The organism is Archangium gephyra, assembly GCF_042230915.1.
In the GTDB taxonomy this organism is placed as follows: domain Bacteria; phylum Myxococcota; class Myxococcia; order Myxococcales; family Myxococcaceae; genus Archangium; species Archangium gephyra_B.
The window spans coordinates 1880476-1901153 of the sequence record NZ_CP102578.1 but is presented as its reverse complement, the minus strand read 5'-3'; the positions used below and the strand labels follow the sequence as shown (position 1 = coordinate 1901153).

The window sequence follows — 20678 nt, the reverse complement described above, 5'->3', positions numbered from 1 at the left end:
CACTTGCACTGTCTCCGTCCAACGTGGAGACGTTGCGCAATGGACGTGCCGGGACGGGTCGGCGAGGGCCGGGGGCCGGCTCGCCAGAGACCTGTGGAGCCGGAATCTCGGCCCTCAAACCGACTGCAAGCGGAATCGCTCCCCGAGGTACACCGCTCGCGCCCGCGCCGAGGAGGCAATCTGCTGCGGGGTTCCCTCCTCCAGGATTTCCCCCTGTGCGATGATGTAGGCGCGGTCGCAGATGCCCAGGGTGTCCTGGACGTTGTGGTCGGTGATGAGGACGCCCAGGCCGCGGGACTTCAGGTGGGCGATCTGCCGCTGGAGGTCGCCCACGTTGATGGGGTCCACGCCGGCGAAGGGCTCGTCGAAGAGGATGAAGCGGGGGTTGGGGATGAGCGAGCGGGCGATTTCCGCGCGGCGGCGCTCGCCCCCGGAGAGCGTCTCGCCGAAGGAGTGGGCCACGTGGGACAGGCCGAACTCCTCCAGGAGCTCACGGGCGCGGCGCTCGCGGCCGGCCTTGTCCAGGCCCTTCTGCAGCTCCAGCACGGCCAGGAAGTTCTCGTGCACGGTGAGCTTGCGGAAGACGGAGGCCTCCTGCGGGAGGTAGCCCAGGCCGCGCAGGGCGCGCCGGTGCATGGGCAGGGACGTGAGGTCCTCCGCGTCCACGCGCACCCGCCCGGCGTCGGGCCGCACCAGGCCCACCACCATGTTGAAGCTCGTCGTCTTGCCGGCGCCGTTGGGGCCGAGCAGCCCCACCACCTCGCCCTGCGAGACGTGGAAGGAGACGCCCTGCACCACCCGGCGCCCCCGGAAGCTCTTCTGAAGACCCTCGGCGAACAGATGGCTGCTCATGGCTTCTTCGCTCCCCCCGACGTGTCCTTGCGCCGCTGCTCCTGCTCCTTGAGGGGCGCCGTCTTGAAGACGACGGTGGCGTCATCCCCCTCGAAGCTCTTGCCCCCCAGCGCCATGCGCACCTGGGTGCCCCGGAAGTGGATCATCGGATCCTCCGCCTCGGGGTTGCCCGTCACCACCAGCATGCCGGTGGGCACGTTGAGGCGCGCCCGCTCGCCCCGGGCCCGGCGGTCGCCGTCCACCGCGCGCACGTTGCCCGCGCAGTCGGCCCGCGTCACCTCGCGGGTCCCGTTGTAGTAGGCCGTCAGCTTGTCGCACCGCAGGTCCATGGTCCTGTGCTTCACCACCACGTCGCCCGAGAAGACGGCCTGGGCGCGCGTGCCCGACACCCGCTTGGACGTGATGACCACCGGGGTATTCTGCGGACCCGCCTTCGTGTCGAGCGGCGCCGACTTCAGGGTGACGGTGGCGTCCTTCACCTCGAAGTTCTGGCTGCCGAGCATCAGGCGCAGCTCGGAGCCCTTGAGGTCCGCCGAGGGATCCTTCGCCTCGGGGTTGCCCGTCACCACCAGCAGGCGGTTGTGCACGTCGAAGTCGGCCCGCTCGCCCTGGGCGGTGCGCTCGCCGTCCACCGCGAGCACGTTGCCCACGCACTCCCCGCGCGTCGCCGTGTACTTGCCGTTGAACTGCGCGTAGTGCGCGGTGAGCTCGTCGCAGCGCAGGTCCATCGACTCGCGCCGGGCCCTCACGTCCTCCTTGAACATGAGGGTGGACTGGTCACGCAGGATGGTCATCCGCTTGGAGGTGATCTCCGTCTCGCCGCCCTTGGGGGAGGCCACCACGGCGCTGGGAGCGCGGCTGGCCGTGGGGGAGACGGCCGCGGCGGGCTGCACCGGCTGGGTGGCGAAGAAGGCCGTGGCCAGGAACTCGATCACCGCGCGCCTCCCTGGAGGGTGGTGTGCACCGAGCCCTCGAAGTCGTACTGCCCCGTGGGGAAGGACAGGGTGAAGGAGTCCGCCCGCATCTGGCCATTGGGTCCCGTCACCACCACGCCCTCCGTCCCGCGCGCCAGTTGCTGGGTCCCGTCATAAGTGGCCCGAGGGGTGCGCGCCACCATCCCGGAGGCCGTGCGCACCTCCACGTCTCCGGAGGCCACCAGCTGCCGGGTGCTGGGGCTGCCCTCCATGAGCTGCGCGCGCACCGTGGTGTCCCCGCCCGCCTGCCCGGCCTTGCCTGGCACGTGCACGGTGGCCCGGGTGGCGGTGAGCTCGCCCGTGCGCTGCCAGGTGGCCAGCTCGGCCTCGCCCGTCAGGGTCAGGGTGCTGCCGTCATACGAGCGCAGCCGGGCCCCGTGCATCACCACGGCGGGCGGCGCGGCACCTTCGGTCGCCTGCTTCGGAGCGCAGGCCGCCAGGAGGGCAAGGAGGCTGAGGAGGGGACGTCGCACGAGGCCTATCTCTATCACCCGGCAGGGGTGGGACGGGTCTTCCAACGCTGGTGCATCCACACCCATTGCTCGGGGGCCCGGCGGATGGCTGCCTCGATGCTCAGCGAGAGAGCGGCCGTGAGCGTCACGGCATCCGTCTCGCGGTCCCCTGTCGCCTGCCAGGGGACCTCCTGCATCCAAAGGCGGTAGCCGTCCCCCTCGCGCTGACAGAAGCCCACCACCACCGCCGCGCCCGTACGCAGCGCCAGGTCCGCCGCCGCCCGGGGCGTGGCCGCCAGCTCGCCGAAGAAAGGGACGAAGACGGACTGCACCTTCGTGTCCTGATCGATGAGCAGCCCGAGGATTTCTCCCGCCTTGAGCGTGCGCAGCATGGCCCGGGCCGCGCCCTCCTGGCCGCGCCAGATGCTGCGCACCCCGCCCTGGGCCCGGAAGCGCTCGACGAGCGTGGTGAGCCGCGGGTCCGTGGTCTCCTTGGCGATGCTCTGGCTGGGGTAGCCCGCACGCGCCACCCGCCGGGCCAGCAGCTCCCAGTTGCCCACATGGCCGGAGACGAAGACGACGCCCTTGCCCCGGGCGAGCGCGGCCTCCAGGACGCTCCGGTCCTCCGCCTGCCAGCGGACCAAGCGCTCGAGCTGCCGGTCCATGGCGGCGGTGGCGCCCACCTCGAAGGCGGCCATGCCCAGGTGGCGGAACGAGGCCCGGGCGAGCGCATGCCGCTCCGCGTCGGACTTCTCCGGGAAGGCGCGGGCCAGTGACTTCAAGGCCTTGCGGCGCTCCCCACCGGCCACGGCGAAGGCGAACCGGCCGAAGCCCGCCCCCAGCCACCGGGCGAACCCCAGCGGCAGGCGGCTGACCACGGCCAATACCGCCCGGACGAGCAGGTAGCGGAGGAAACGCTTGAGGCGCTTTGCTAAGGGTGGGCGCTCCACGAGCGTTTCCATATCCCATGCGCGAATACAACTTCGACGGCATCGTCGGTCCCACCCACAATTATGGCGGCCTGTCGCCCGGCAACCTGGCGTCCGCCCTGCATGGCGGCGAGGTGAGCCATCCCCGCGAGGCGGCCCTCCAGGGCCTGGAGAAGATGCGCTTCGTCGCGGGACTGGGGGTGGGCCAGGCCGTGCTGCCGCCCCAGCCGAGGCCCTCGCTCAAGGCGCTGCGCGCGCTGGGCTTCTCCGGCACGGACGAGGAGGTCATCACCCGGGCCGGCAAGGAGGCGGATCATCTGCTGCGGCTGACGTCCAGCTCGGCGGCGATGTGGACGGCGAACGCGGCCACGGGGGCGCCCTCGGAGGACACGGCGGACGGGCGCATGCACCTGACGCCGGCCAACCTCCAGCAGATGTTCCACCGGGCGCTGGAGGCGGAGACGACGCACGCGGTGCTGCGCTCCATCTTCGCGGATGAGAAGCACTTCGCCGTGCACGCGCCGCTGCCCGGCGGCGGGCACTTCGCGGACGAGGGCGCGGCCAACCACACCCGGCTCGTCACCCCGGGGCACAAGGCGGTACACGTGCTCGCCTGGGGCCGGAGCGCGTGGCGAGACGACGTGCGCCACCCCACCCGCTTCCCCGCGCGGCAGACGTATGAGGCCAGCCAGGCCCTCGCGCGGCTCCACCAGCTGGCGCCGGAGCAAGTGCTGCTGCCGCAGCAGTCCCCCGAGGGCATCGACGCGGGCGCCTTCCACACGGACGTGATGGCGGTGGGCAACGGGAGCTTCCTCATGCTGCACGAGCTGGCCTTCGTGGACCCGCAGGGGCTGCTGAAGACGCTGCGCGAGAAGCTGGGCGAGGGCTTCACGTCCGTGCTGGCCAGCACCGAGGAGCTACCGGCGCGGGACGCGGTGAAGGCCTACCCGTTCAACTCGCAGGTGCTGACGCTGCCGGATGGCACCATGGCCATCATCGCCCCCGAGGAGAGCCGGGAGACGGAGCCGGCACGGCGCTTCCTGGAGCGCGTGGTGGCGGAGAACAACCCGGTGAAGCGCGTGTATTACCTGGACGTGCGCCAGTCGATGAACAACGGCGGCGGCCCGGCGTGCCTGCGCCAGCGCGTGTGGCTCACCGACACCGAGCGCGCCGCGGTGAAGGCCAACGTCTTCTACAGCCCGGAGCTGCACGAGGCGCTCGCCGGCTGGGTGAAGCGGCACTACCGCGAGGACCTGCGCGCCAAGGACCTGGCGGACCCGAAGCTGGCCCGCGAGACGATGACGGCCCTGGACGAGCTGACGCGCATCCTCAACCTGGGCAGCGTGTACGACTTCCAGAAGTGAGGCCCGGGGCGCGTGCCCGCCCGCTCGGGAGGCACGCGCCCGGCCAGCCGTGGCCTGAAGGGCGAAGGCAGTCCACCTTCGAGACAGAAGGTACCGCCCATGATCCCCGAGCCCATCCAGCACTATCTCCATCAGCAGCACGTGCCCTTTCTTCGCCACTGGCATCCGCGCGCGGTGACAGCGCAGGAGCTGGCCCAGGCGCTCCACGTAACGGGTTACCGCGTGGCCAAGTCCGTCATCGTCGAGGCCGATGGGCAGTTGTGCATCTGCATCATCCCCGCGACGGACGCCCTGGACGTGGAGAAGGTCCGCGAGGTGCTCGGCGCCCGGGAGGCCCGGCTGGCCAGCGAGGACGCGTTCGCGAACCGCTTCCCCGATTGCGAGCTGGGCGCGGAGCCCCCCTTCGGCCACCTCTACGGGCTGCCGGTGCTCATGGACGAGGGACTCGGCGTGGCGGAGGATCTGCTGCTGCGCGCGGGCTCCCATGAGGAGGCGCTGGAGGTGAGCGTCGAGGACTTCATGGGCCTCGAGTCACCGAGGACGGCCTCCATCACCCAGGAGCACGCGGGGCGGAACACGGTGCAGCACGACATGCACTCGTGAGCCGCGGGGCTCAGGGCTCCTCGCCCTCCACCGTCCCCAGGTCCTCCTCCGCGCCCAGGGCCCGCAGGAGGACGGAATCCGCCCCGCCCGAGCCTCCGCGCTCCCGGCGCCGCTCCTCCACCCGCTGGCGCTCCGCCGCCTCCAGGCGCGCCACCCACGCCTCCCCTTCCCCTCGCTGCGCCTCCGGCAGCAACTGCACGCCCTCGCGCACCGCCCGCGCCGCGGCGTCGAACTGGTGCAGCGACTCGTGCAGCCGCGCCACCTTGAACCAGAGACTCCCGCTCGGCTGCATGCGCACCGCGGACTTCCAGGACTCCAGCGCCCGCGTGCGCAGCCCCTCCCGCTCGTAGCTGGCGGCCTCGAGCATGTAGAGCTGCGCGCGCTGCGAATGGTTGGACACGAAGGGGTTCACCTGCTGGAGCGACTCCCTCGCGCGACGCGTCAACCCCAGGTCCACCTGCAGCCGCGCGAGCGCGAACGCCAGCTCCACGTTGCCAAGGAAGCGGGGGCCCAACGCCTCGAGCACCTCGACCGCTTCGTTCCCCCGGCCCAGCGCCTGGAGGACGTCCGCGCGCAGCAGGTACGAGAAGAGCGCGTCCGGAGCCCTGCGGGAGACCTCCGCGCTGGCCGCCTCGGCCTCCGCCAGCTCGCGCCGCTGGAGCCGCACACGCGCCTCGTGCTCCCAGAGCTGTGCCGCTTCGGGCGCCGCGTCGAAGCGCTCACGCGCCCAGGCGAGCCAGGGAAGGAACCGCTCCTGATGCCCCGCGCGCTGGAGCTGCGAGGCGAAGATCACCGCCTGCCGGGCCGTGTCCGGCGTGAGCGCCTGCAACTCCTCGAGCGTCCGCGCCCGTTCGAGCGCCTCGCTCCACAGCAGCGCCTGGTCCCCCGCCTCGAACGCCAGCCGGTACTCGAGGAAGGCCTGGGTACGCTGCCCCAGCGTGAGCAGGGCGTGCGCGGCCACGCGGTGGCCCCACGCATCCACCGGGTTCAGGAAGAGGGCACGGTTGGCGAAGGCGAGCGCCTCGGCCGCTTCCGCGCGCCCCGCCTTCGCGTAGGCCAGGCCCACCAGGTCCTGGAGGGCATGGTCGGCCGGGTGCCTGTCGATGAGGGCGAGCCCCCGGGCGCGCACCTCGGCAAGCGGGGCCCGCGCGGAGACGAGCCTCCCGAGCTCCGCCTCCGCTGTCTCCAGCGTGCTCCAGCCAAGAACGAGCGCCACCAGGGCCACCGCCGTGAGGGCCACTCCCGCCACGAGCACGCGCGGGGGCACATGGCCACGCGGGGCCTCGGCGCGCTGCCGGTCCTCGGGACGGGCCACGCTGGCCAACGCCACCCAGGCCGCCACCGCGCTCGCGGGCAGCTCCAGGCTGAAATCGAAGAGGTCATGCAGCCCGAGCGCCGCCACCCCCGCGAGCACCGCCAGCTCCGCCGCGCCCAGCCCCTCCCGGCGCCACAACCGGCCGAAGCCCCACAGCGTCACCGCGAGCAGCAGCAGCCCGGGCACACCAAACTCCGTGGCGAGCTGCAGCACCGCGTTCTCCGGGTGCGTCGCGGTGTGGATGACGGGCTGCGACTGGTAGCGTGGGAAGACGGACTCGAAGGCGCCACGGCCCAGGCCGAGCGGATAGGCCCTCGCGACCGAGGCCAGCACCGGCCACTGCTCCAGCTTGCTGTGGCGCAGCTCCTCGACGCTGTCCGCCGTCCGCAGCTCGGCCGCGAGGTGCTCGGAGGCGGCCTGGCCTCCCACCGCGAGCACCGCGAGGAGGCACAGCAGCACCATGCCGCCCCGGCGCCACGTGCGGGCGCGCTCCGTCCCCGCCCGGCGAGAGAGCAGCAGGAGGGCGAAGGCGAGCATCCCGAAGACGAAGAAGGCGATGCCTCCGCGCGAGAGGGACAGCACCACCCCCATTCCGGACAGCACGGTGGCCAGCACGTAGGGCACCGCGCGCGTCCGCCCCTCGCTGGAGAGCGCGAGCCCCAGGGACACCGTGGCCGACAGGCCGAGGAAGGCCGCGAGGTGGTTGGGGTTTCCGAAGGGCGTGACGAGCGGCGGGCGCGCGTGGACGAAGGCGAGGACGCCGAAGAGCGTGTCGAGGCCGAGCAGTGCGTGTAGCAGGCCCAGCACGGCCACTCCCGCCCCGGTGAAGGCGAGCGTGGTCAGCAGCCGGCGGCGCGCGCGTCCGGAGCGGCACACCTGCACCGCAGCGACGAAGGTGAGCAGGTACGCCAGGTGTCTGGCCAGCTCGCGCCAGGTGGCCGGTGGATCCATCGACAGCGGGCGCGGGCCGTCCAGCCCCAGGGGGACGAGGACGACATCGCGCAGCCCGGCCGCCTCGGGGCTGAGGACGGCGAGGAGTCCCGGCGGCAGCGGAACGAGCTGCAGCAGGCACAGCAGGGCCCCCGCGCCCAGGGGCAGCGCGAGCAGGGGCAGGTGCAGGGAGCGCTGCTGCCTCCACGCCCCCACGCACGCCAGCACGAAGGCGAGGCCCGCGAGCACCACCAGCGGCCCGTGCACCCAGGTGGGCGCGCTCCCGAGCGCCAGCGGCAGCAACACCAGCAGCACCGTCAGCGCCGCCTCCGCACCGGAGGTGTACCGGGAGGTGCGCGAGCGGGAGGAGAACGCGGAGGACATGGACGGCTCCCGAGTATGGCATGGGTCCGGCGAGACGCCTGGAAGTGGACGGAGCCGCACCCGAGGGACACCCGGACGGCAGGGCCTCCCGGAAAGTGAGCAGCCGGAGAAGCCACCCTCCGACCTTCCGGCTGCCATTGCTTGCATCCAGGGCGCCTTCTGGCATCTTCGCCCACCCCATGCGCCGCTCCACCGCCATCACCCTGCTCTGCTCCGCCCTGCTTGCCCTCGCCGGTTGCAAGAGTCCGTGCCGGCAGTTGTCGGAGCGGCTCTGCGACTGCGTCGAACAGTTCCAGCGCGACGAGTGCATCCAATCGGTGGCCGACCGCGAGCGGAGCATCGAGCCGACCGACGAGGAGCTCGCCGCCTGTGATGCGCGGCTGGAGACCTGCACCATCGACCCGGACGACCGGACGACCTGCGACATCCTCCTGACGGACGAGGGCAAGTCGGCCTGCGGCCTGGCGAAGTGAATCCGGCGGGCCTTCCAGCCAGCCCGGCGGTTGCCTGAGCGCCCGCCCGGCGAGGCCGCCGGACATTGCGAAAAGCTCGCGGGACAGGCGCTCGCGGTGCCCACGGACGTGACCGACGCTGGTCGTCTCCAGCCGCTACAGGGTCCCCACCCTGCTGAGGCTCGCCCCCACGTGCCGGGTGCTCGCGCCGGACCTGCCGGGCTTCGGCCGGAGTGAGACGCCCGAGACACTTGGCTGCACTGAGGCTACTTCCGGCCCAGGCCCATGTACGTGAAGCCCAGCTCCTTCATCCGCGCCGGGTCGTAGATGTTGCGACCGTCGAAGATGACCGGGCTCTTCATCAGCGCCTTCATGCGGTCGAAGTCCGGGTGGCGGAACTCGTTCCACTCGGTGACGACGAAGAGCGCGTCCGCGCCCTCCAGCGCCTCGTAGGGCACGGTCGTGTAGCGGATGCGGTCACCCAGCACGCGGCGCGCGGTGCGCTCGGCCACCGGGTCATGCGCCGCCACCTTCGCGCCCTTGGCCAGCAAGCCCTCGATGACCTCCACGGACGGCGCCTCGCGCATGTCGTCCGTCTTCGGCTTGAAGGCCAGGCCCCACACCGCGAAGGTGCGCCCCTCCAGCGAGCCGAAGTGCTTGAGCGCCTTGTGCACCAGCAGCTTCTTCTGCCGCTCGTTGGTGCGCTCCACCGCGCGCAACAGATCCAACTCCATCCCCAGCTCGCGGCCCTTGGCCACCAGCGCCTTCACGTCCTTGGGGAAGCAGCTGCCGCCATAACCCACGCCCGGGAAGAGGAACGGATAGCCGATGCGCTTGTCCGCGCCCATGCCCTTGCGCACGAAGTCCACGTCCGCGCCCACCCGCTCGCAGAGGGCGGCCATGTCGTTCATGAAGGAGATGCGCGTGGCCAGCATCGCGTTGGCCGCGTACTTCGTCAGCTCGGCCGAGCGCGTGTCCATGTAGAGGATGGGGTTCTCCGTGCGCACGAAGGGCGCGTAGAGCTGGCCCATCACCTTGCGCGCCCGCTCCGACTCGGCGCCAATCACCACCCGGTCCGGCTTGAGGAAGTCGTCCAGCGCCGCGCCCTCCTTGAGGAACTCGGGGTTGGAGACGACGTCGAACTCCACCTTCGTCACCCGGGAGATGACCTCGCGCACCTTGTCCGCGGTGCCCACCGGCACGGTGCTCTTGTCCACCACCACCGTGTAGTTCTTCATGGCGCGGCCCACCTGCTCGGCCGCTGCCAGCACGTACTGCAGGTCCGCCTCGCCGCTCTCGCCCTCGGGCGTGCCCACCGCGATGAACACCACCTGCGCGCGCGCCACCGCCGACGCCAGCTCCGTGGTGAAGCTCAACCGCCGGTCCCGCGTGTTCTTGCGGATGAGCTCCTCCAGCCCCGGCTCGTAGATGGGAATCTCCCCCTGCTGCAGCTGGGCGATCTTCCGCGTGTCGATGTCCACGCAGACGACGTCGTTACCCGAGTCCGCGAAGCAGGTGCCCGCGACCAGTCCAACGTAACCGGTTCCAATGATGGCGATGTGCATGAGCGTCCTGGCTTTCAGCAGCCGGGAACGCTCTTACGCCGGGACGGGCATCGGGGGGAAGGGGCGAGTAGGGCTCCGCTCCTCGCCTCACTGCCCGGTCAGCAACCGGCGCAGCCGCTCCGAGCCCCGGACATGGCTCATCTTCCCCGGCTCGCTCGCCGGCTGGACGACCAGCCGGTCCAGCAGCTCGCGCGTGGCGCGGCGCAGCGGCGGCAGGGCGGGCCCGAGCGCCTCGGCCGTCTCGGGGAAGAGCCGCGCCACGATGGACAGCGAGGTGTAGAGGGCACGCTCCAGCTTCCACGCCTTCGCCCGCTCCAACAGCACCGCCCCGTCCACGGAGCGCGAGTAGACGCCGCCCATCGCCTTCGCACCCGTCATCAGCTCGCGCAGGTCCACGAAGGACAGCCAGGGCACCTGGTAGCCCTCGCGCGCCTGCTCCAGGCACACCAGCAGCACCGCGTCCTCCAGGTCCGGACGGAAGAGGGACGGGCCGTACATCTTCATGGGGTGGGAGCGCTCGAAGATACCCTGCACCTCGGCACGGCGCTCGGCGCCGAGCACGTCCGCGTAGAGGAAGATGGCGGTGCGCCCGTCGGACACCACCTTGAGCGCGCCATGGGGCGGCTCGTTGGGCTCCGGGCGGAACTCGTGCTGGGCGAGGTAGCCGGCGAAGCCGTCCACGTCCATGCGCTTGAGCAGCAGCTGCAGCTCCAGCACGGGGCGGAAGGCCACGTGCGGGTAGAGCGTGTCGGCGAAGGACGCCGCCCCCATGAGGAGCAGCTTGCGGCCCTCCAGCTCGTCCACGCAGCGCTTGAAGTTGACGAGCTTCATCACGTTGTCATTGACCGAGCCCGAGTAGACGCTCAGCAGCCGATCTCTCACCCAGTCCGGCGCATCCACTCCGGGCAGACGGTACTGGAGGTTGTAGGAGGCCAGCGGCGCCAACCCGTGTGCGATGGCCCACTCCACGTACTCCTCCCAGGGGGCCCCGCGCAGTGAGCCACGGGGCGGGTCGAAGGAGGCGAGGACGCGGATGGTGTCGAGGAGGCTGATGGCCATGGCGCCGCAGCTTTAACGACTCCCACGTACATGACGCAATCGGAAGCCGCGGCGCCTGTCGGATCTCCCCCGCCGGGACGGGATTGTCCGGATATGGAACGGCGCTGTCCGGATACGGACAGCCTGGGGGCTCAGGGCCCGGCGGTCTCCTGCCCGCTGGGAATAGGGGCGGGCTGGCACAAGTTCGGCATGTCTTTTCCGGCCATGAGCCAACCGCCCGCCCCCCTCCCCGCCGCCCAGGACGAAGCCCGTCCGGTCGATGGCAGTGAACGACTCGCCCTGCTGGACGCCCTGCGCGGCTTCGCACTGTGCGGCGTCTTCCTGTCCAACGTCCTCATGTGGTTCTCCGGCCGCGCCTACATGACGCGCCCGCAGATGGAGGCCTTCATGGCCTCGGCCTCGGGGCTGGACACGGCCCTGATGTACACCAACGGGACGCTCATCTTCGGCAAGTTCATCACCATCTTCTCGTTCCTCTTCGGCCTGGGCTTCTCCGTGCAGATGATGCGAGCCGAGGCGCGCGGTGCCGCCATCGCCCCGCTCTACATGCGGCGGCTGTGCGTGATGTTCCTCATCGGCTGCGTGCACCTGTTCGGGCTGTGGCTCGGCGACATCCTCACCACCTACGCCACCCTGGGCTTCGCGCTGCTGCTGTTCCGTAAGCGCGGCGACAAGGCGCTGCTCATCTGGGCCGCCATCCTCATCTTCATCTCGCCCGTCGTGGTGAACCTCGCCATGAAGCACCTGCCGGCGCTGCTGGGCAGTGGCGGAGCGGAGGCCGGAGCCGAGGCGGCCAAGGCGGCCATGGAGCGCTCCAACCAGGCCCGGGCCGAGACGATGGAGGCCTTCTCGAGCGGCACCTACTTCGAGGTGGTGCGCGCCAACGCCCGCTACTACTTCGGCCAGTTCATCCAGGGCCTGGGGCCCGTGCTGTTCGCCCTGCTCGGCCGGTTCCTGCTCGGGTTCCTGGCCGGGCGGAGTCGCCTCTTCCACGACGCGCCTCAGCACCTGGCCTTCTTCCGCAAGCTGTTCCGCTGGAGCCTGGTCATCGCCGTGCTCTCCAGCGCGGTGGGGATCGCGGTGGGGTACATGATGCGCAACAAGATGATCGATCCGCAGGCGTCGTGGACGGTCCTCCTCGGTCCGGTGCGGCAGCTCAACGAGGTGGGCCTCGCCGCCGTCTACGTCTCGGGCATCGTGCTCCTCTTCCAGCGGGAGACGTGGCAGCGGCGGCTGATGGTGCTCGCCCCCGTGGGCCGCATGGCGCTGACGAACTACCTGAGCCAGACGGTCATCAGCCTCTTCGTCTTCTACGGCTTCGGGTTGGGGCTCATCGGGAAGACGAGCACCGCGACGAACATCGCGCTCACCCTGGGCATCTTCGCGGTGCAGGTGGTGCTCAGCCACTGGTGGCTGGCGCGCTTCCGCTTCGGCCCCGCCGAGTGGGTGTGGCGCTCGCTGACGTACGGCAAGGCCCAGCCGATGCGCCAGCCCTCGGCGCCCACCGCCGCGGCCGCCACGGCCGTCTGACGCACACGTGGTGAGAGGCGCGGTCCGGCCGCCCGGAAGGCTTGACGTCTCCGGGTGGCCGGCGGTTGGCTGCGCTCCCATGAACCAGAGCCTTCGTCTCACCAGCCTCGCCCTCGGACTGGGCCTGCTCGCCGGCTGCGGCATCTCCGGCGGATTCCTCCGCGACTCCATTTCCAGCCAGCGCTTCGACTTCAAGATGGATGTCGCGGGCGTGAGCTACGTGCAGTCCGTCAGCGGCTCGGCCACCAGCGGCTCCGTCCTCTGCCTCTTCCCGATCTCCTCGACGCTGTACGACACGGCGATGCGCAACCTGTACGCGGCCGCCCAGCTCGAGCCCAACCAAGTGGTGATGAACCTGCGCGAGGACCACACCATCCGCTCGTTCGTGTTCTACTGCAGCCACACCGTCCACATCTCCGGCGACGTGTTCCAGCTCACCCCGGCTGCGCCCGGCGCCCCGAAGGTGTCGAGCGCCTCCCTGTCGCAGTAGTCCGCCCGCGCCAGCGGCAGGAGTCAGGGCAATCGTTCGGGGTCACCGATGAACAGCGCATGAAAGAGCGTGGTGTCCGGCGGCTTCCGAGGCTCCACGTAGAGAGGAATGGGAGTCTCGGCGAGTTCGCGCGGAAGCGCGGTGGCCTCGAATCTTGCTTCGATTCTCCTGGCGATGAGGTCCGCGGGAGCCCTCATTTTGGGCGGAAGCGGTTCAAAGAAGAGTTCGTGGCTCCGCTTCTTTCCGTCGTCTGTGTATTGCACACCATAGACGGTGTAGACAGGCGCCAGAATGCTGAGGCATCCGACGACGACCCACTCACGCTGTGGCTGTTGAGGGTCTGCCTTCGCGTACGCGCCACAACGGAAGGAAGCGTCGACCGGAGCCGTGATGTCTGAGAGGGTGAACTCGGGCAGCTCCGCGCGAAACGAGGCGAGAAAGGCCCGCCACCGGTCAATCTTCTCGAGCTCTCGCTTCCAGAGCTCGTCGAATCTCTCTTGTTCCGGAGTCCGCTTGAACCCGCAGTAAGCGTCCAGATCCTCCGAAGGCCAATAGTCGCGCACGATGGCCAGCAACTGCTCGGCTGAGAGTTTCATGGGCTCAGAAGCCAACGCGTGTCACGGGAATGCCCGTTTTACAACCAACCTCGACACGTGACCCACGAACACGCTTCTTCAAAATCTCCTGGAAGGTGTCTTTGAAGCTTCTGCATACGAGAGCAGAGGGGCTATCGGGTGGAGCGGGCCGGATAACAAGCTCCGAGGCATCATTGATGCATTCCGCTGCGATTTCCGCCGCTTCCCAAGATGGGATGTAGCCATCCGCCAGGGTCTCGATTGGCATTTCTATATTGGTGCGCACACCGAAGAATCTCCGGTCGTCATGTTCTGCACGTTGGCTTCGAGACATGCTGCTTGCCAACCACTTGGCCCGATACCGTCTCTAGGCACAACCGTGACGAACTTGAGTTGAGTCCCGCAGCCCAGCAGCGGGAGTACCAGGACGATCAACCGAAGCCACACGAGCGGCTTGAACGCGTTCAAGCAATCCACCCCGGCACGGTCGCACGCCGTCACTCATGCGTCGATGAAGAACCCTGTCTTCAATCCGCCGTGTTCAGTGCGGAATATGGCGTGCATCGGGCAATGCAGGCAGGGAGTCACTTCGGGCGCAGTACCGTGAGCCCGTCGTCCCGCAGCCGGCGCAGGGTGTAGCGCACCATGGGCAGCAGCCGGGGCGCGAGCAGCAGCTTGGCCGCCACCCACGCCGGCTTGTGGTTCATCAACTCCGTCTCCAGCAACCTCCCGGCCGTGAAGAAGCGCGCCGCCATCCGCCGCTGCCACGCGGGGGGCGCCAGGGCCGCCAGCACCTCCTCCGGCACCGCGGCCCCCATCAGCCTCCGCGCCGCCTCCAGCGCGTACCAGGCCAGGTGCGGGAATGCCGTCCCCCTCGCCACCTCCACCACCCGCCCCCAGTCCAGCCCCGGCCGCGCCAGCACCAGCAGCTTCAAATCGAAGAGCCACGCCAGCCGCTGCAACAGGTGGTTGCTCGCATGAATCGCCAGGTAGACGAGCTCGTCCTCCGCGCGCAGGTAGCGCACGCGTCGGCCCTCCAGCACCGCCTCCTCCGCTCGGGCCAGCAGCGCCTGTGCCTCCAGCGTCTGCCCGTACCCCACCAGCGCGCGGAAGTGCAGTTCCACCATCCCCGCCGGGCCGGTGAACGTCAGGTGGTGCTCGTGCTCCCGCGCATGCGCCGCCGCGGCCTCGCCGAGCGGCCTCAGCCCCAGTCCCACCAGGGCCCCTGACGCCCCGTCCACCTCCGCGTCCGCCACCAGCACGTCCACGTCCGTGGTGGCCCGCTGCAGCGGCTCCGGGTAGAGGCGCAGGCCCAGCCCGTACCCCTTGAGCAGCACCGGCACCACCCCCACGGCGGCCAGTGCATCCAGGGCGCGCACCAGCAGCGCCTTCACCCGCATGCCCCGGGCGGCCTGGGCCAAGGCCTCGCGGCGCAGGCTCGTGCGCACCGGCTCGTCCAGCGTCCAGCCCGAGCGCCCCAGCGCGTGCTGCACGAAGCCCGCGAGCCCATGCCGGGCCGCCGCGTGCACCAGTGCCGCCATGTCCGCGGGCACCGCGTCACGCGGGGCCTCGGGCCACGCCCGGAGCACCTCCAGCAGCGCGCCCGCGCCCTCGCCACTCACCGGCGCAACGCCACGACGCGCTGCGGATCCGCATCCGCCCGCGCCAGCAACTTCGCGGCCCGGTCTCCCACCGCGTCCGCCACCAGCTCCAGCGCCAGTTCCTCGTCGCGGTTGATCTCCGCGCGCCCGTCACTCCAGGCAATCGTGAAGCGGCCGAGCGTCTCCTCCCCGCTCTTCACGTCCAGGAACACCTCCAGCGGCAGCGCCGAGCCCGCGGGCCGCTGCGTCTCGAAGGTGAGGCCGTCCCGGTTGCCCTCGCGCTGGCGCACCAGGCGCAGCTCCAGGCGCGAGGCGTCGAGCGCTTCCGCCAGCGGCCGCACCGCGTCCCAGAGGTCCTTCACCCCGTTGCCGGCGCGCACCGCGTCCGTCACGTCCTTCACCAGCGAGCGCAGCCGGATGTTCTTGCGCCGCGCCTCGCCCATGACGCCGGCGTGCCGCAGGTCCAGGTAGCCCAGCTTGCGCATCAGCACCGCCACCACCACCGCCATGCCCGTGAGCAGCATGGCGCTCTGCGCGGTGTTGGCCCAGTGCAGGCCGAGCGCCGTCAGCATGAAGAGGGCGCACAGGCCGTAGAGCACCAGCACCGCCGCGCGGTGGCTGAGCACCAGCCGGCTCATCATCCGGTGGTGGATGTGCTCCTTGTCCGCGCTGAACATGGGCCGGCCGAGCACCGAGCGCCGCACCATGGCCAGCAGCGTATCCATGATGGGCAGGCCCAGCGCCATCACCGGCACCAGCATGGCCACCGCGGTGCCACTCTTGGCGCTCGTCTTGATGGAGACGGCCGCCAGCACGAAGCCGAGGAACATGCTGCCCGTGTCCCCCATGAAGATGGAGGCCGGGTTGAAGTTGAAGACGAGGAAGCCGAGGATGGCCCCCGCCAGCGCCGCCATCACCAGGCACAGCAGCACGTCCCCGCGGCTGAGCGCGAGGATGAAGTTGGTGCCCACCCCGAAGAAGGCCACCCCGCCCGCCAGCCCGTCCAGCCCGTCGATGAGGTTGAGCGCGTTGATGACGCCCACCACCCAGAGCACCGTGAAGGGCAGGCTCAGCAGCCCCAGCGGCACCGGCGGCCCGAAGGGGTTGGCGATCAGCTCGATGCGGAAGCCGAGCGCGTACAGTCCGAGGGCCAACAGCAGCTGCACGCTGAACTTCAGCTTCGCGCCCGCGCCGCGCAGGTCGTCGTAGAGGCCCAGCGCCGCGATGCCCACCCCGCCGCCGAACAGCCCCCACACCAGCGCCGTGTGCGAGCGGAAGTGGAAGCCCACCCCCGAGTCCACCAGGAAGAGCGCGCACAGGGGCGCGAAGAAGCCGCCCACGATGCCGATGCCGCCCAGGCGGGGGATGGGCCGCACATGCACCTTGCGGCTGGAGTTGGCCTGGTCCAGCAGACCCCAGGCCAGCGCGCGGTTGCGCACCACCAGCGTCAGCACCAGCGCCACCATCAGCGCGACGAGGAAGGCCACCAGATAGGTAATCATCTCTCGACCTCCACCCCCAGGGGCGCGCATGGTGGCGGGACGGGGCACGGAGCGTCAATGTCCCCCGGTGCCATGCGACTGTTGCCTGCATGCTGGAGGACCCAGCAGCCAACAAACGCGCACTCCCCGCGCCTGTCCTGTCGCACCGGGGTGGAATCGGGTATGGGGGACGGATGTCGAGCACGGCCCTCGTCAGTGGAGCCGCCGCGGGCGCGGGGGGCATGGGGAGACACGCCGCCACCCTGCTGCGCGCGCTCTCCGGCGCGGGGACGCCCCTGCACGTGCTCGGGCCGCCTCCCACCGACGCCCGGCTGGCCTCGCTCCCGGGCATCGTCTGGCACACGCCCCCGCGCCCCCTGCTCGCGGCGGTGCAACGCTGGACGCCCTACCGGTGGCTCACCGGCGCCCTCCAGCTCCACCTGGACGAGCACCTCGGGCAATGGGCCGCGGCCCGCCTGGAGCACCTGCGGCCCTCGCGGCTGTACACCTTCACGCAGGTGGGGCTCGAGTCCCTCGAGTGGGCCCGGCGCGCGGGCGTGCCCTGCGTGGCCGACAACCCCAACGGGCACATCGCCGGCTTCCGGGACGTCTACGTCCACGAGACGTGGCGCCAGGCCCGCCGCCCCCACCTGGGACACCCCACCCCCGCGGCCGTGCGCCGGATTGAACGTGAGTATGCGCTCGCCAGCGCCATCCGCGTCTCCTCCCCCTGGTCCCGCGACTCCCTCGTCCGCCGTGGCGTGCCCGGGGGGAAGATCTCCGTCATCGACCTGCCCATCGACCTGGAGCACTTCCAGCCTCCACCCGCGCGGCCCGCCCCCGAGGGGCCGCTGCGCGTGTGCTTCGTGGGCTCGCTGGACGTGCGCAAGGGCTTCCACTACCTGCTGCGCGCGGTGCGCCAGGTGGGCGCCGGGCGCGTCCAGCTCCACATCGTCGGCGCCACGGGAGACCGGGTGTCCCGGCGCCTCTTCCAGCGCGAGCGCCAGGGGCTCCAGGTGGAGGCCAGCCCGGGAGACCCGCGCCCCGTCTACCAGCGCTCCGAGCTCTTCGTGCTGCCCTCGCTGGAGGACGGCTTCGGGCTCGTGGTGGCCGAGGCCATGGCCTGCGGGCTGCCCGTCGTGGTGACGGACCAATGTGGTGCCGCCGCCTGGGTCGAGCCCGGCCGCACGGGCTGGCTCGTTCCCGCGGGCCGGGAGCAGGCGCTCGCCGCGGCGCTGGAGGAGGCGATTCAACGCCGTGCGGAGCTGCCGCGCATGGGAGAGCGGGCACGCGCCGCCGTCGAGGCCCGCGTGGCGGCGGACCCGCTGGCCCGCCTGCGCACGTGGTTCGAGTCCGTCACGCCCTGACTGAAGCGCGCGCCCTCAGGGCAGCGTGCGGCCGAAGCACCGGCCCACCACCTGCTTCAGCCGGCCGGTGTCCCGCGAGAGCACGAGGTTCGCCTCACAGCCATTCCACATCTGGTCGTAGACCCAGGGCTCGCCCAGGGGAATCAGCCGGCGCTGGTGGATCTCCCAACCGCCGAAGCCCATGTCCACCAACGTCCGCACCAGCTTCGAGGCGGAAGAGCCGGCCTGCTGGAGCGCCTCGGGGAACACCTCGAGGAGCACCACCATGCCGGGGTTGCGCGCCACCGTGCGCCGCATGCCCTCGAGCACGTTCTGCTCGTACCCCTGGACGTCGATCTTCACCAAACGGATCTCCCCGTCGGGGATGTCCTTGACCGCCTCGTCCACGGTCGTGAGCGGAACCTCCTGCCCCGAGCCGCTCGCGCCCTCGCCCGCCACACGATGGTCGCCGTAGTTGTAGGGGTGGAGCGCCATGCGCACGGAGCCCATCCGCTCCCCCACCGCCATGCGGCGCGCGTCCACGTTCCGCACCTGATTGAGGCGCAGGTTCTCGCGCAGCAGCTCGTGGTTGTGCTGCTCCGGCTCGAAGGAGATGACCTTGCCATGCGGTCCCACCCGCCGGCTCAGGGTGAGCGTGTGCAGGCCAATGTTGGCGCCGATGTCCAGGCACACCCCGCCGTCCAGCTCCAGGTGCTCCAGCAGCCGGCGGAACTCGGGCTCGTAGTCCCCCTCGACATAGAGCAGGGTGCCGACGATCTCATCCCGGAGGTCCACCTTCATCAGGTAGTCATTCACCCGGACCTGGACCTCGGGGTGGGTCCGGCAGAGAACAGGAATCGCCACCCGGCGCTTGAGCGCCTGCATCCACCAGGGCATCCGCATGGGGCGCGCTTATAGGCGTCCACCCGGGAGGGCTCAAGTCAGCCCGGGGTGGAGCTGTTGCCTGCATGCTGGAAGAGCCAGCGGATAACATGTGAGAGTGGGCACGACCCGCCGTCGAGGCCCCGAGGAACACGCGATGCAGACACTCATCACCCGGTTGCGCCCGCTGGCCCGATGGATGCCCGAGCGGCTGAAGCAGCCCGTCCGGGGGCTGGTGCGTGACTGGCAACTGCGCCGCGCCGTGGAGCGGATCTCCGCGCTGCCGTCCGGGCAGTTGCCCACGCGCCAGATGCTGGAGGAGCTGCGGGCCGGCTGGGGCAACACGGGCTACGCCGCGCGCCCCGAGTACCTGCAGGAGTTGATGGAGCGGGCCGTGAGCACCCCCGGCCCCATCCTCGAGTGTGGCTCGGGCGTCTCCACCCTGCTGCTGGGACTGCTGGCCGGCCGGCGCGGCGTGGAGACGTGGACGCTGGAGCACCTGCCGCAGTGGCACGCCCGCGTGTCCGGCGCCCTGAGGCGCAACCGCATCCCCCACGTGCACGACTGCCTGGCCCCGCTCCAGGACTACGGCACCGGCTACTCCTGGTACACGCCCCCCGTGGAGCGCATGCCCCGGGCCTTCCAGCTCGTCATCTGCGACGGCCCTCCCGGCGAAACGCCCGGCGGACGCTACGGCTTGTGGCCGGTGCTCGGCGAACGGCTCGGCTCCGGCGCGGTCATCCTGCTGGACGACGCGGACCGGCCCGGCGAGGAGGAAGTGCTGCGGCGCTGGTCCACCGAGGCCCGCATGCGCGTGGACATGCGGAAGGTGCCCGGTGGCGCCTACGCCATCATCACCCGCGGCTGAGCGCCCGGCTCACTCCCGCCAGCGCAGCGCGAGGTAGCGCCGCAGGACGCCCCGGGCCAGCCGCGCCGGCCACACCGTGAGGAAGAGCCGGCCCTCGCGGTACCGCGCCTCGGAGACGAGCCCCCGCTCCTTGCACCGGTCCCACACCGCGAGCGCCTCGTCCCGCAGCCCCTGCTCGCGCAACTGCTCGCCTACGGAGAGGTGGAGCCGCGCCAGCAGCATCCGCCGGCGCGCGGTGAGGCCGCCATGCTCGCTCAGGTGGCGGAGCGCGGAGGCCACGGCCCGCTCCACGCCGCGCAGTTGCACCGGCCCCCGCTTCTTGGTGGAGATGGCGGTGCGGCCGGGCGTCTGCACCCGGTGGAAGAAGTACGGGCCCTCGGGGAAACACTGGTAGCGCACACCGCTGGCGAGCGCGCGCACGTAGAACTCCCAGTCCTGCCAGCACGGCAAGGCCTCGTCCCAGGGGCCGAGCCGCTCCAGGGCGCTCCTGCGCCACAGGGGGCTCGCCGTCTGCCAGGGGACGTCCACGCGCAGGTAGCGCTCGATGTCGTCCCGCCCGGGCTCGGCCGGCAGCACGCGCGGAATGTCCCCGGGCTTCTCGAGGAACGTCTGGACGGGGAAGACACCGAAGTCCAGCTCGGGCTGGGCCTCCATCCACCTCACGCGCTCTCCCAGGCAGCGCGGGGAGAAGGCGTCGTCATCGTCCAGGAAGATGAGGTACTCCCCCGTGGAGGCGGCGAAGCCGAGGTTACGGCAGCGGTTGCCTCCCGCCGGCTGTCCCTCGCGGACCAGCCCCCGGATGCGCGGGTCTGCGGCCCCCCACTCCCGGAGGCGAGCCACCGTGCCATCCTGGGAGCCGTCGTCCACGACGAGCGCCTCCCAGTCCACGTGGCGCTGCTGTTGGAGCGACTCCAACGCCTCGGTGAGCAGCGGCAGCCGGTCCTTGGTGGGAATCACCACCGAGACCCGGCCCCGGACACCGGCCTTCGACCCGGCGGGCTCTGTCATGACGGCGCATCCTAGATG

General features: G+C 70.9%; 19 protein-coding genes. 7 read left to right on the top strand and 12 right to left on the bottom strand.

The window, feature by feature from the left end:
- Nucleotides 1-114: 114 nt before the first annotated feature.
- From lptB to NR798_RS07600, 4 genes are read right to left on the bottom strand one after another with little or no spacing between them, the layout of a single operon-like run.
- On the bottom strand, nt 115-852 hold the full coding sequence (gene lptB / locus NR798_RS07615) for an LPS export ABC transporter ATP-binding protein (RefSeq protein ID WP_375770764.1): 738 nt from the start codon (nt 850-852) through the stop codon (nt 115-117).
- Nucleotides 849-1787, bottom strand: a complete 939-nt coding sequence (locus NR798_RS07610; RefSeq protein ID WP_375770763.1) for an LptA/OstA family protein — start codon at nt 1785-1787, stop codon at nt 849-851. The genes lptB and NR798_RS07610 overlap by 4 nt, the downstream gene beginning before the upstream one ends.
- Entirely contained in the window at nt 1784-2299 is a 516-nt protein-coding gene (gene lptC / locus NR798_RS07605; RefSeq protein ID WP_375770762.1) for an LPS export ABC transporter periplasmic protein LptC, read from the bottom strand. Before lptC ends, NR798_RS07610 begins: the two co-directional genes overlap by 4 nt.
- 14 nt (nt 2300-2313) lie before the next feature.
- Nucleotides 2314-3240, bottom strand: a complete 927-nt coding sequence (locus NR798_RS07600) for a lysophospholipid acyltransferase family protein (protein ID WP_375770761.1) — start codon at nt 3238-3240, stop codon at nt 2314-2316.
- 5 nt (nt 3241-3245) lie between these two features.
- Here NR798_RS07600 and astB point away from each other — a divergent pair, with 5 nt between their 5' ends.
- Entirely contained in the window at nt 3246-4571 is a 1326-nt protein-coding gene (astB, locus tag NR798_RS07595) for an N-succinylarginine dihydrolase (RefSeq protein ID WP_375770760.1), read from the top strand.
- Between the two features lie 99 nt (nt 4572-4670).
- On the top strand, nt 4671-5174 hold the full coding sequence (locus NR798_RS07590) for an aminoacyl-tRNA deacylase (protein WP_375770759.1): 504 nt from the start codon (nt 4671-4673) through the stop codon (nt 5172-5174).
- 10 nt (nt 5175-5184) lie between these two features.
- Here NR798_RS07590 and NR798_RS07585 read toward each other — a convergent pair whose 3' ends face one another.
- Entirely contained in the window at nt 5185-7803 is a 2619-nt protein-coding gene (locus NR798_RS07585; protein WP_375770758.1) for an O-antigen ligase family protein, read from the bottom strand.
- Between the two features lie 179 nt (nt 7804-7982).
- Between NR798_RS07585 and NR798_RS07580 the strand changes: the two genes are divergently transcribed.
- Nucleotides 7983-8276 (top strand): hypothetical protein, encoded by a 294-nt coding sequence (locus tag NR798_RS07580; protein WP_375770757.1) that lies wholly within the window; start codon nt 7983-7985, stop codon nt 8274-8276.
- Between the two features lie 245 nt (nt 8277-8521).
- On the opposite strand, the gene NR798_RS07575 is transcribed toward NR798_RS07580, so the two are convergent.
- Both NR798_RS07575 and NR798_RS07570 read right to left on the bottom strand, forming a co-directional pair.
- The gene (locus NR798_RS07575; protein WP_375770756.1) at nt 8522-9820 is read right to left on the bottom strand and encodes a UDP-glucose dehydrogenase family protein; all 1299 of its coding nucleotides are present in this window, start codon (nt 9818-9820) and stop codon (nt 8522-8524) included.
- Between the two features lie 87 nt (nt 9821-9907).
- Nucleotides 9908-10879: a nucleotidyltransferase family protein gene (locus tag NR798_RS07570; RefSeq protein WP_375770755.1), complete on the bottom strand. Its 972-nt coding sequence runs from the start codon at nt 10877-10879 to the stop codon at nt 9908-9910.
- A gap of 189 nt (nt 10880-11068) precedes the next feature.
- On the opposite strand from NR798_RS07570, the gene NR798_RS07565 reads away from it, so the two are divergent.
- Nucleotides 11069-12409 (top strand): DUF418 domain-containing protein, encoded by a 1341-nt coding sequence (locus NR798_RS07565; protein ID WP_375770754.1) that lies wholly within the window; start codon nt 11069-11071, stop codon nt 12407-12409.
- A 79-nt stretch (nt 12410-12488) separates the two neighbouring features.
- The gene (locus tag NR798_RS07560) at nt 12489-12899 is read left to right on the top strand and encodes a DUF6567 family protein (protein ID WP_375770753.1); all 411 of its coding nucleotides are present in this window, start codon (nt 12489-12491) and stop codon (nt 12897-12899) included.
- A gap of 23 nt (nt 12900-12922) precedes the next feature.
- Here the strand turns inward: NR798_RS07560 and NR798_RS07555 are convergent, their stop codons facing one another.
- The 3 genes from NR798_RS07555 to NR798_RS07545 form a co-directional block, all read right to left on the bottom strand.
- Nucleotides 12923-13495 (bottom strand): hypothetical protein, encoded by a 573-nt coding sequence (locus NR798_RS07555; RefSeq protein ID WP_375770752.1) that lies wholly within the window; start codon nt 13493-13495, stop codon nt 12923-12925.
- Between the two features lie 563 nt (nt 13496-14058).
- A complete protein-coding gene (locus NR798_RS07550) occupies nt 14059-15096 on the bottom strand; it encodes a nucleotidyltransferase family protein (RefSeq protein WP_375770751.1) in 1038 nt (345 codons plus the stop codon).
- Entirely contained in the window at nt 15093-16577 is a 1485-nt protein-coding gene (locus NR798_RS07545; protein ID WP_375770750.1) for a glycosyltransferase family 4 protein, read from the bottom strand. The genes NR798_RS07550 and NR798_RS07545 overlap by 4 nt, the downstream gene beginning before the upstream one ends.
- A gap of 173 nt (nt 16578-16750) precedes the next feature.
- Here NR798_RS07545 and NR798_RS07540 point away from each other — a divergent pair, with 173 nt between their 5' ends.
- Nucleotides 16751-17923: a glycosyltransferase family 4 protein gene (locus NR798_RS07540; protein ID WP_375770749.1), complete on the top strand. Its 1173-nt coding sequence runs from the start codon at nt 16751-16753 to the stop codon at nt 17921-17923.
- 15 nt (nt 17924-17938) lie between these two features.
- Here NR798_RS07540 and NR798_RS07535 read toward each other — a convergent pair whose 3' ends face one another.
- Nucleotides 17939-18805 carry an FkbM family methyltransferase gene (locus tag NR798_RS07535; RefSeq protein ID WP_375770748.1) on the bottom strand — a complete coding sequence of 289 codons (867 nt, stop codon included), beginning with the start codon at nt 18803-18805 and terminating at the stop codon, nt 17939-17941.
- A gap of 136 nt (nt 18806-18941) precedes the next feature.
- Between NR798_RS07535 and NR798_RS07530 the strand changes: the two genes are divergently transcribed.
- Nucleotides 18942-19652, top strand: a complete 711-nt coding sequence (locus NR798_RS07530) for a hypothetical protein (protein ID WP_375770747.1) — start codon at nt 18942-18944, stop codon at nt 19650-19652.
- A 9-nt stretch (nt 19653-19661) separates the two neighbouring features.
- Here the strand turns inward: NR798_RS07530 and NR798_RS07525 are convergent, their stop codons facing one another.
- Nucleotides 19662-20660 carry a glycosyltransferase family 2 protein gene (locus NR798_RS07525; RefSeq protein WP_375770746.1) on the bottom strand — a complete coding sequence of 333 codons (999 nt, stop codon included), beginning with the start codon at nt 20658-20660 and terminating at the stop codon, nt 19662-19664.
- Between the last annotated feature and the right edge of the window lie 18 nt (nt 20661-20678).

What these genes read in the sequence shown, in the direction of transcription:
- lptB (WP_375770764.1), bottom strand. Translation starts at nt 852, where the DNA reads ATGAGCAGCCATCTGTTCGCCGAGGGTCTTCAGAAGAGCTTCCGGGGG.
- NR798_RS07600 (WP_375770761.1), bottom strand. Translation starts at nt 3,240, where the DNA reads ATGGAAACGCTCGTGGAGCGCCCACCCTTAGCAAAGCGCCTCAAGCGT.
- astB (WP_375770760.1), top strand. Translation starts at nt 3,246, where the DNA reads ATGCGCGAATACAACTTCGACGGCATCGTCGGTCCCACCCACAATTAT.
- NR798_RS07590 (WP_375770759.1), top strand. Translation starts at nt 4,671, where the DNA reads ATGATCCCCGAGCCCATCCAGCACTATCTCCATCAGCAGCACGTGCCC.
- NR798_RS07585 (WP_375770758.1), bottom strand. Translation starts at nt 7,803, where the DNA reads ATGTCCTCCGCGTTCTCCTCCCGCTCGCGCACCTCCCGGTACACCTCC.
- NR798_RS07580 (WP_375770757.1), top strand. Translation starts at nt 7,983, where the DNA reads ATGCGCCGCTCCACCGCCATCACCCTGCTCTGCTCCGCCCTGCTTGCC.
- NR798_RS07575 (WP_375770756.1), bottom strand. Translation starts at nt 9,820, where the DNA reads ATGCACATCGCCATCATTGGAACCGGTTACGTTGGACTGGTCGCGGGC.
- NR798_RS07570 (WP_375770755.1), bottom strand. Translation starts at nt 10,879, where the DNA reads ATGGCCATCAGCCTCCTCGACACCATCCGCGTCCTCGCCTCCTTCGAC.
- NR798_RS07565 (WP_375770754.1), top strand. Translation starts at nt 11,069, where the DNA reads ATGTCTTTTCCGGCCATGAGCCAACCGCCCGCCCCCCTCCCCGCCGCC.
- NR798_RS07560 (WP_375770753.1), top strand. Translation starts at nt 12,489, where the DNA reads ATGAACCAGAGCCTTCGTCTCACCAGCCTCGCCCTCGGACTGGGCCTG.
- NR798_RS07555 (WP_375770752.1), bottom strand. Translation starts at nt 13,495, where the DNA reads ATGAAACTCTCAGCCGAGCAGTTGCTGGCCATCGTGCGCGACTATTGG.
- NR798_RS07545 (WP_375770750.1), bottom strand. Translation starts at nt 16,577, where the DNA reads ATGATTACCTATCTGGTGGCCTTCCTCGTCGCGCTGATGGTGGCGCTG.
- NR798_RS07540 (WP_375770749.1), top strand. Translation starts at nt 16,751, where the DNA reads ATGTCGAGCACGGCCCTCGTCAGTGGAGCCGCCGCGGGCGCGGGGGGC.
- NR798_RS07535 (WP_375770748.1), bottom strand. Translation starts at nt 18,805, where the DNA reads ATGCGGATGCCCTGGTGGATGCAGGCGCTCAAGCGCCGGGTGGCGATT.
- NR798_RS07530 (WP_375770747.1), top strand. Translation starts at nt 18,942, where the DNA reads ATGCAGACACTCATCACCCGGTTGCGCCCGCTGGCCCGATGGATGCCC.
- NR798_RS07525 (WP_375770746.1), bottom strand. Translation starts at nt 20,660, where the DNA reads ATGACAGAGCCCGCCGGGTCGAAGGCCGGTGTCCGGGGCCGGGTCTCG.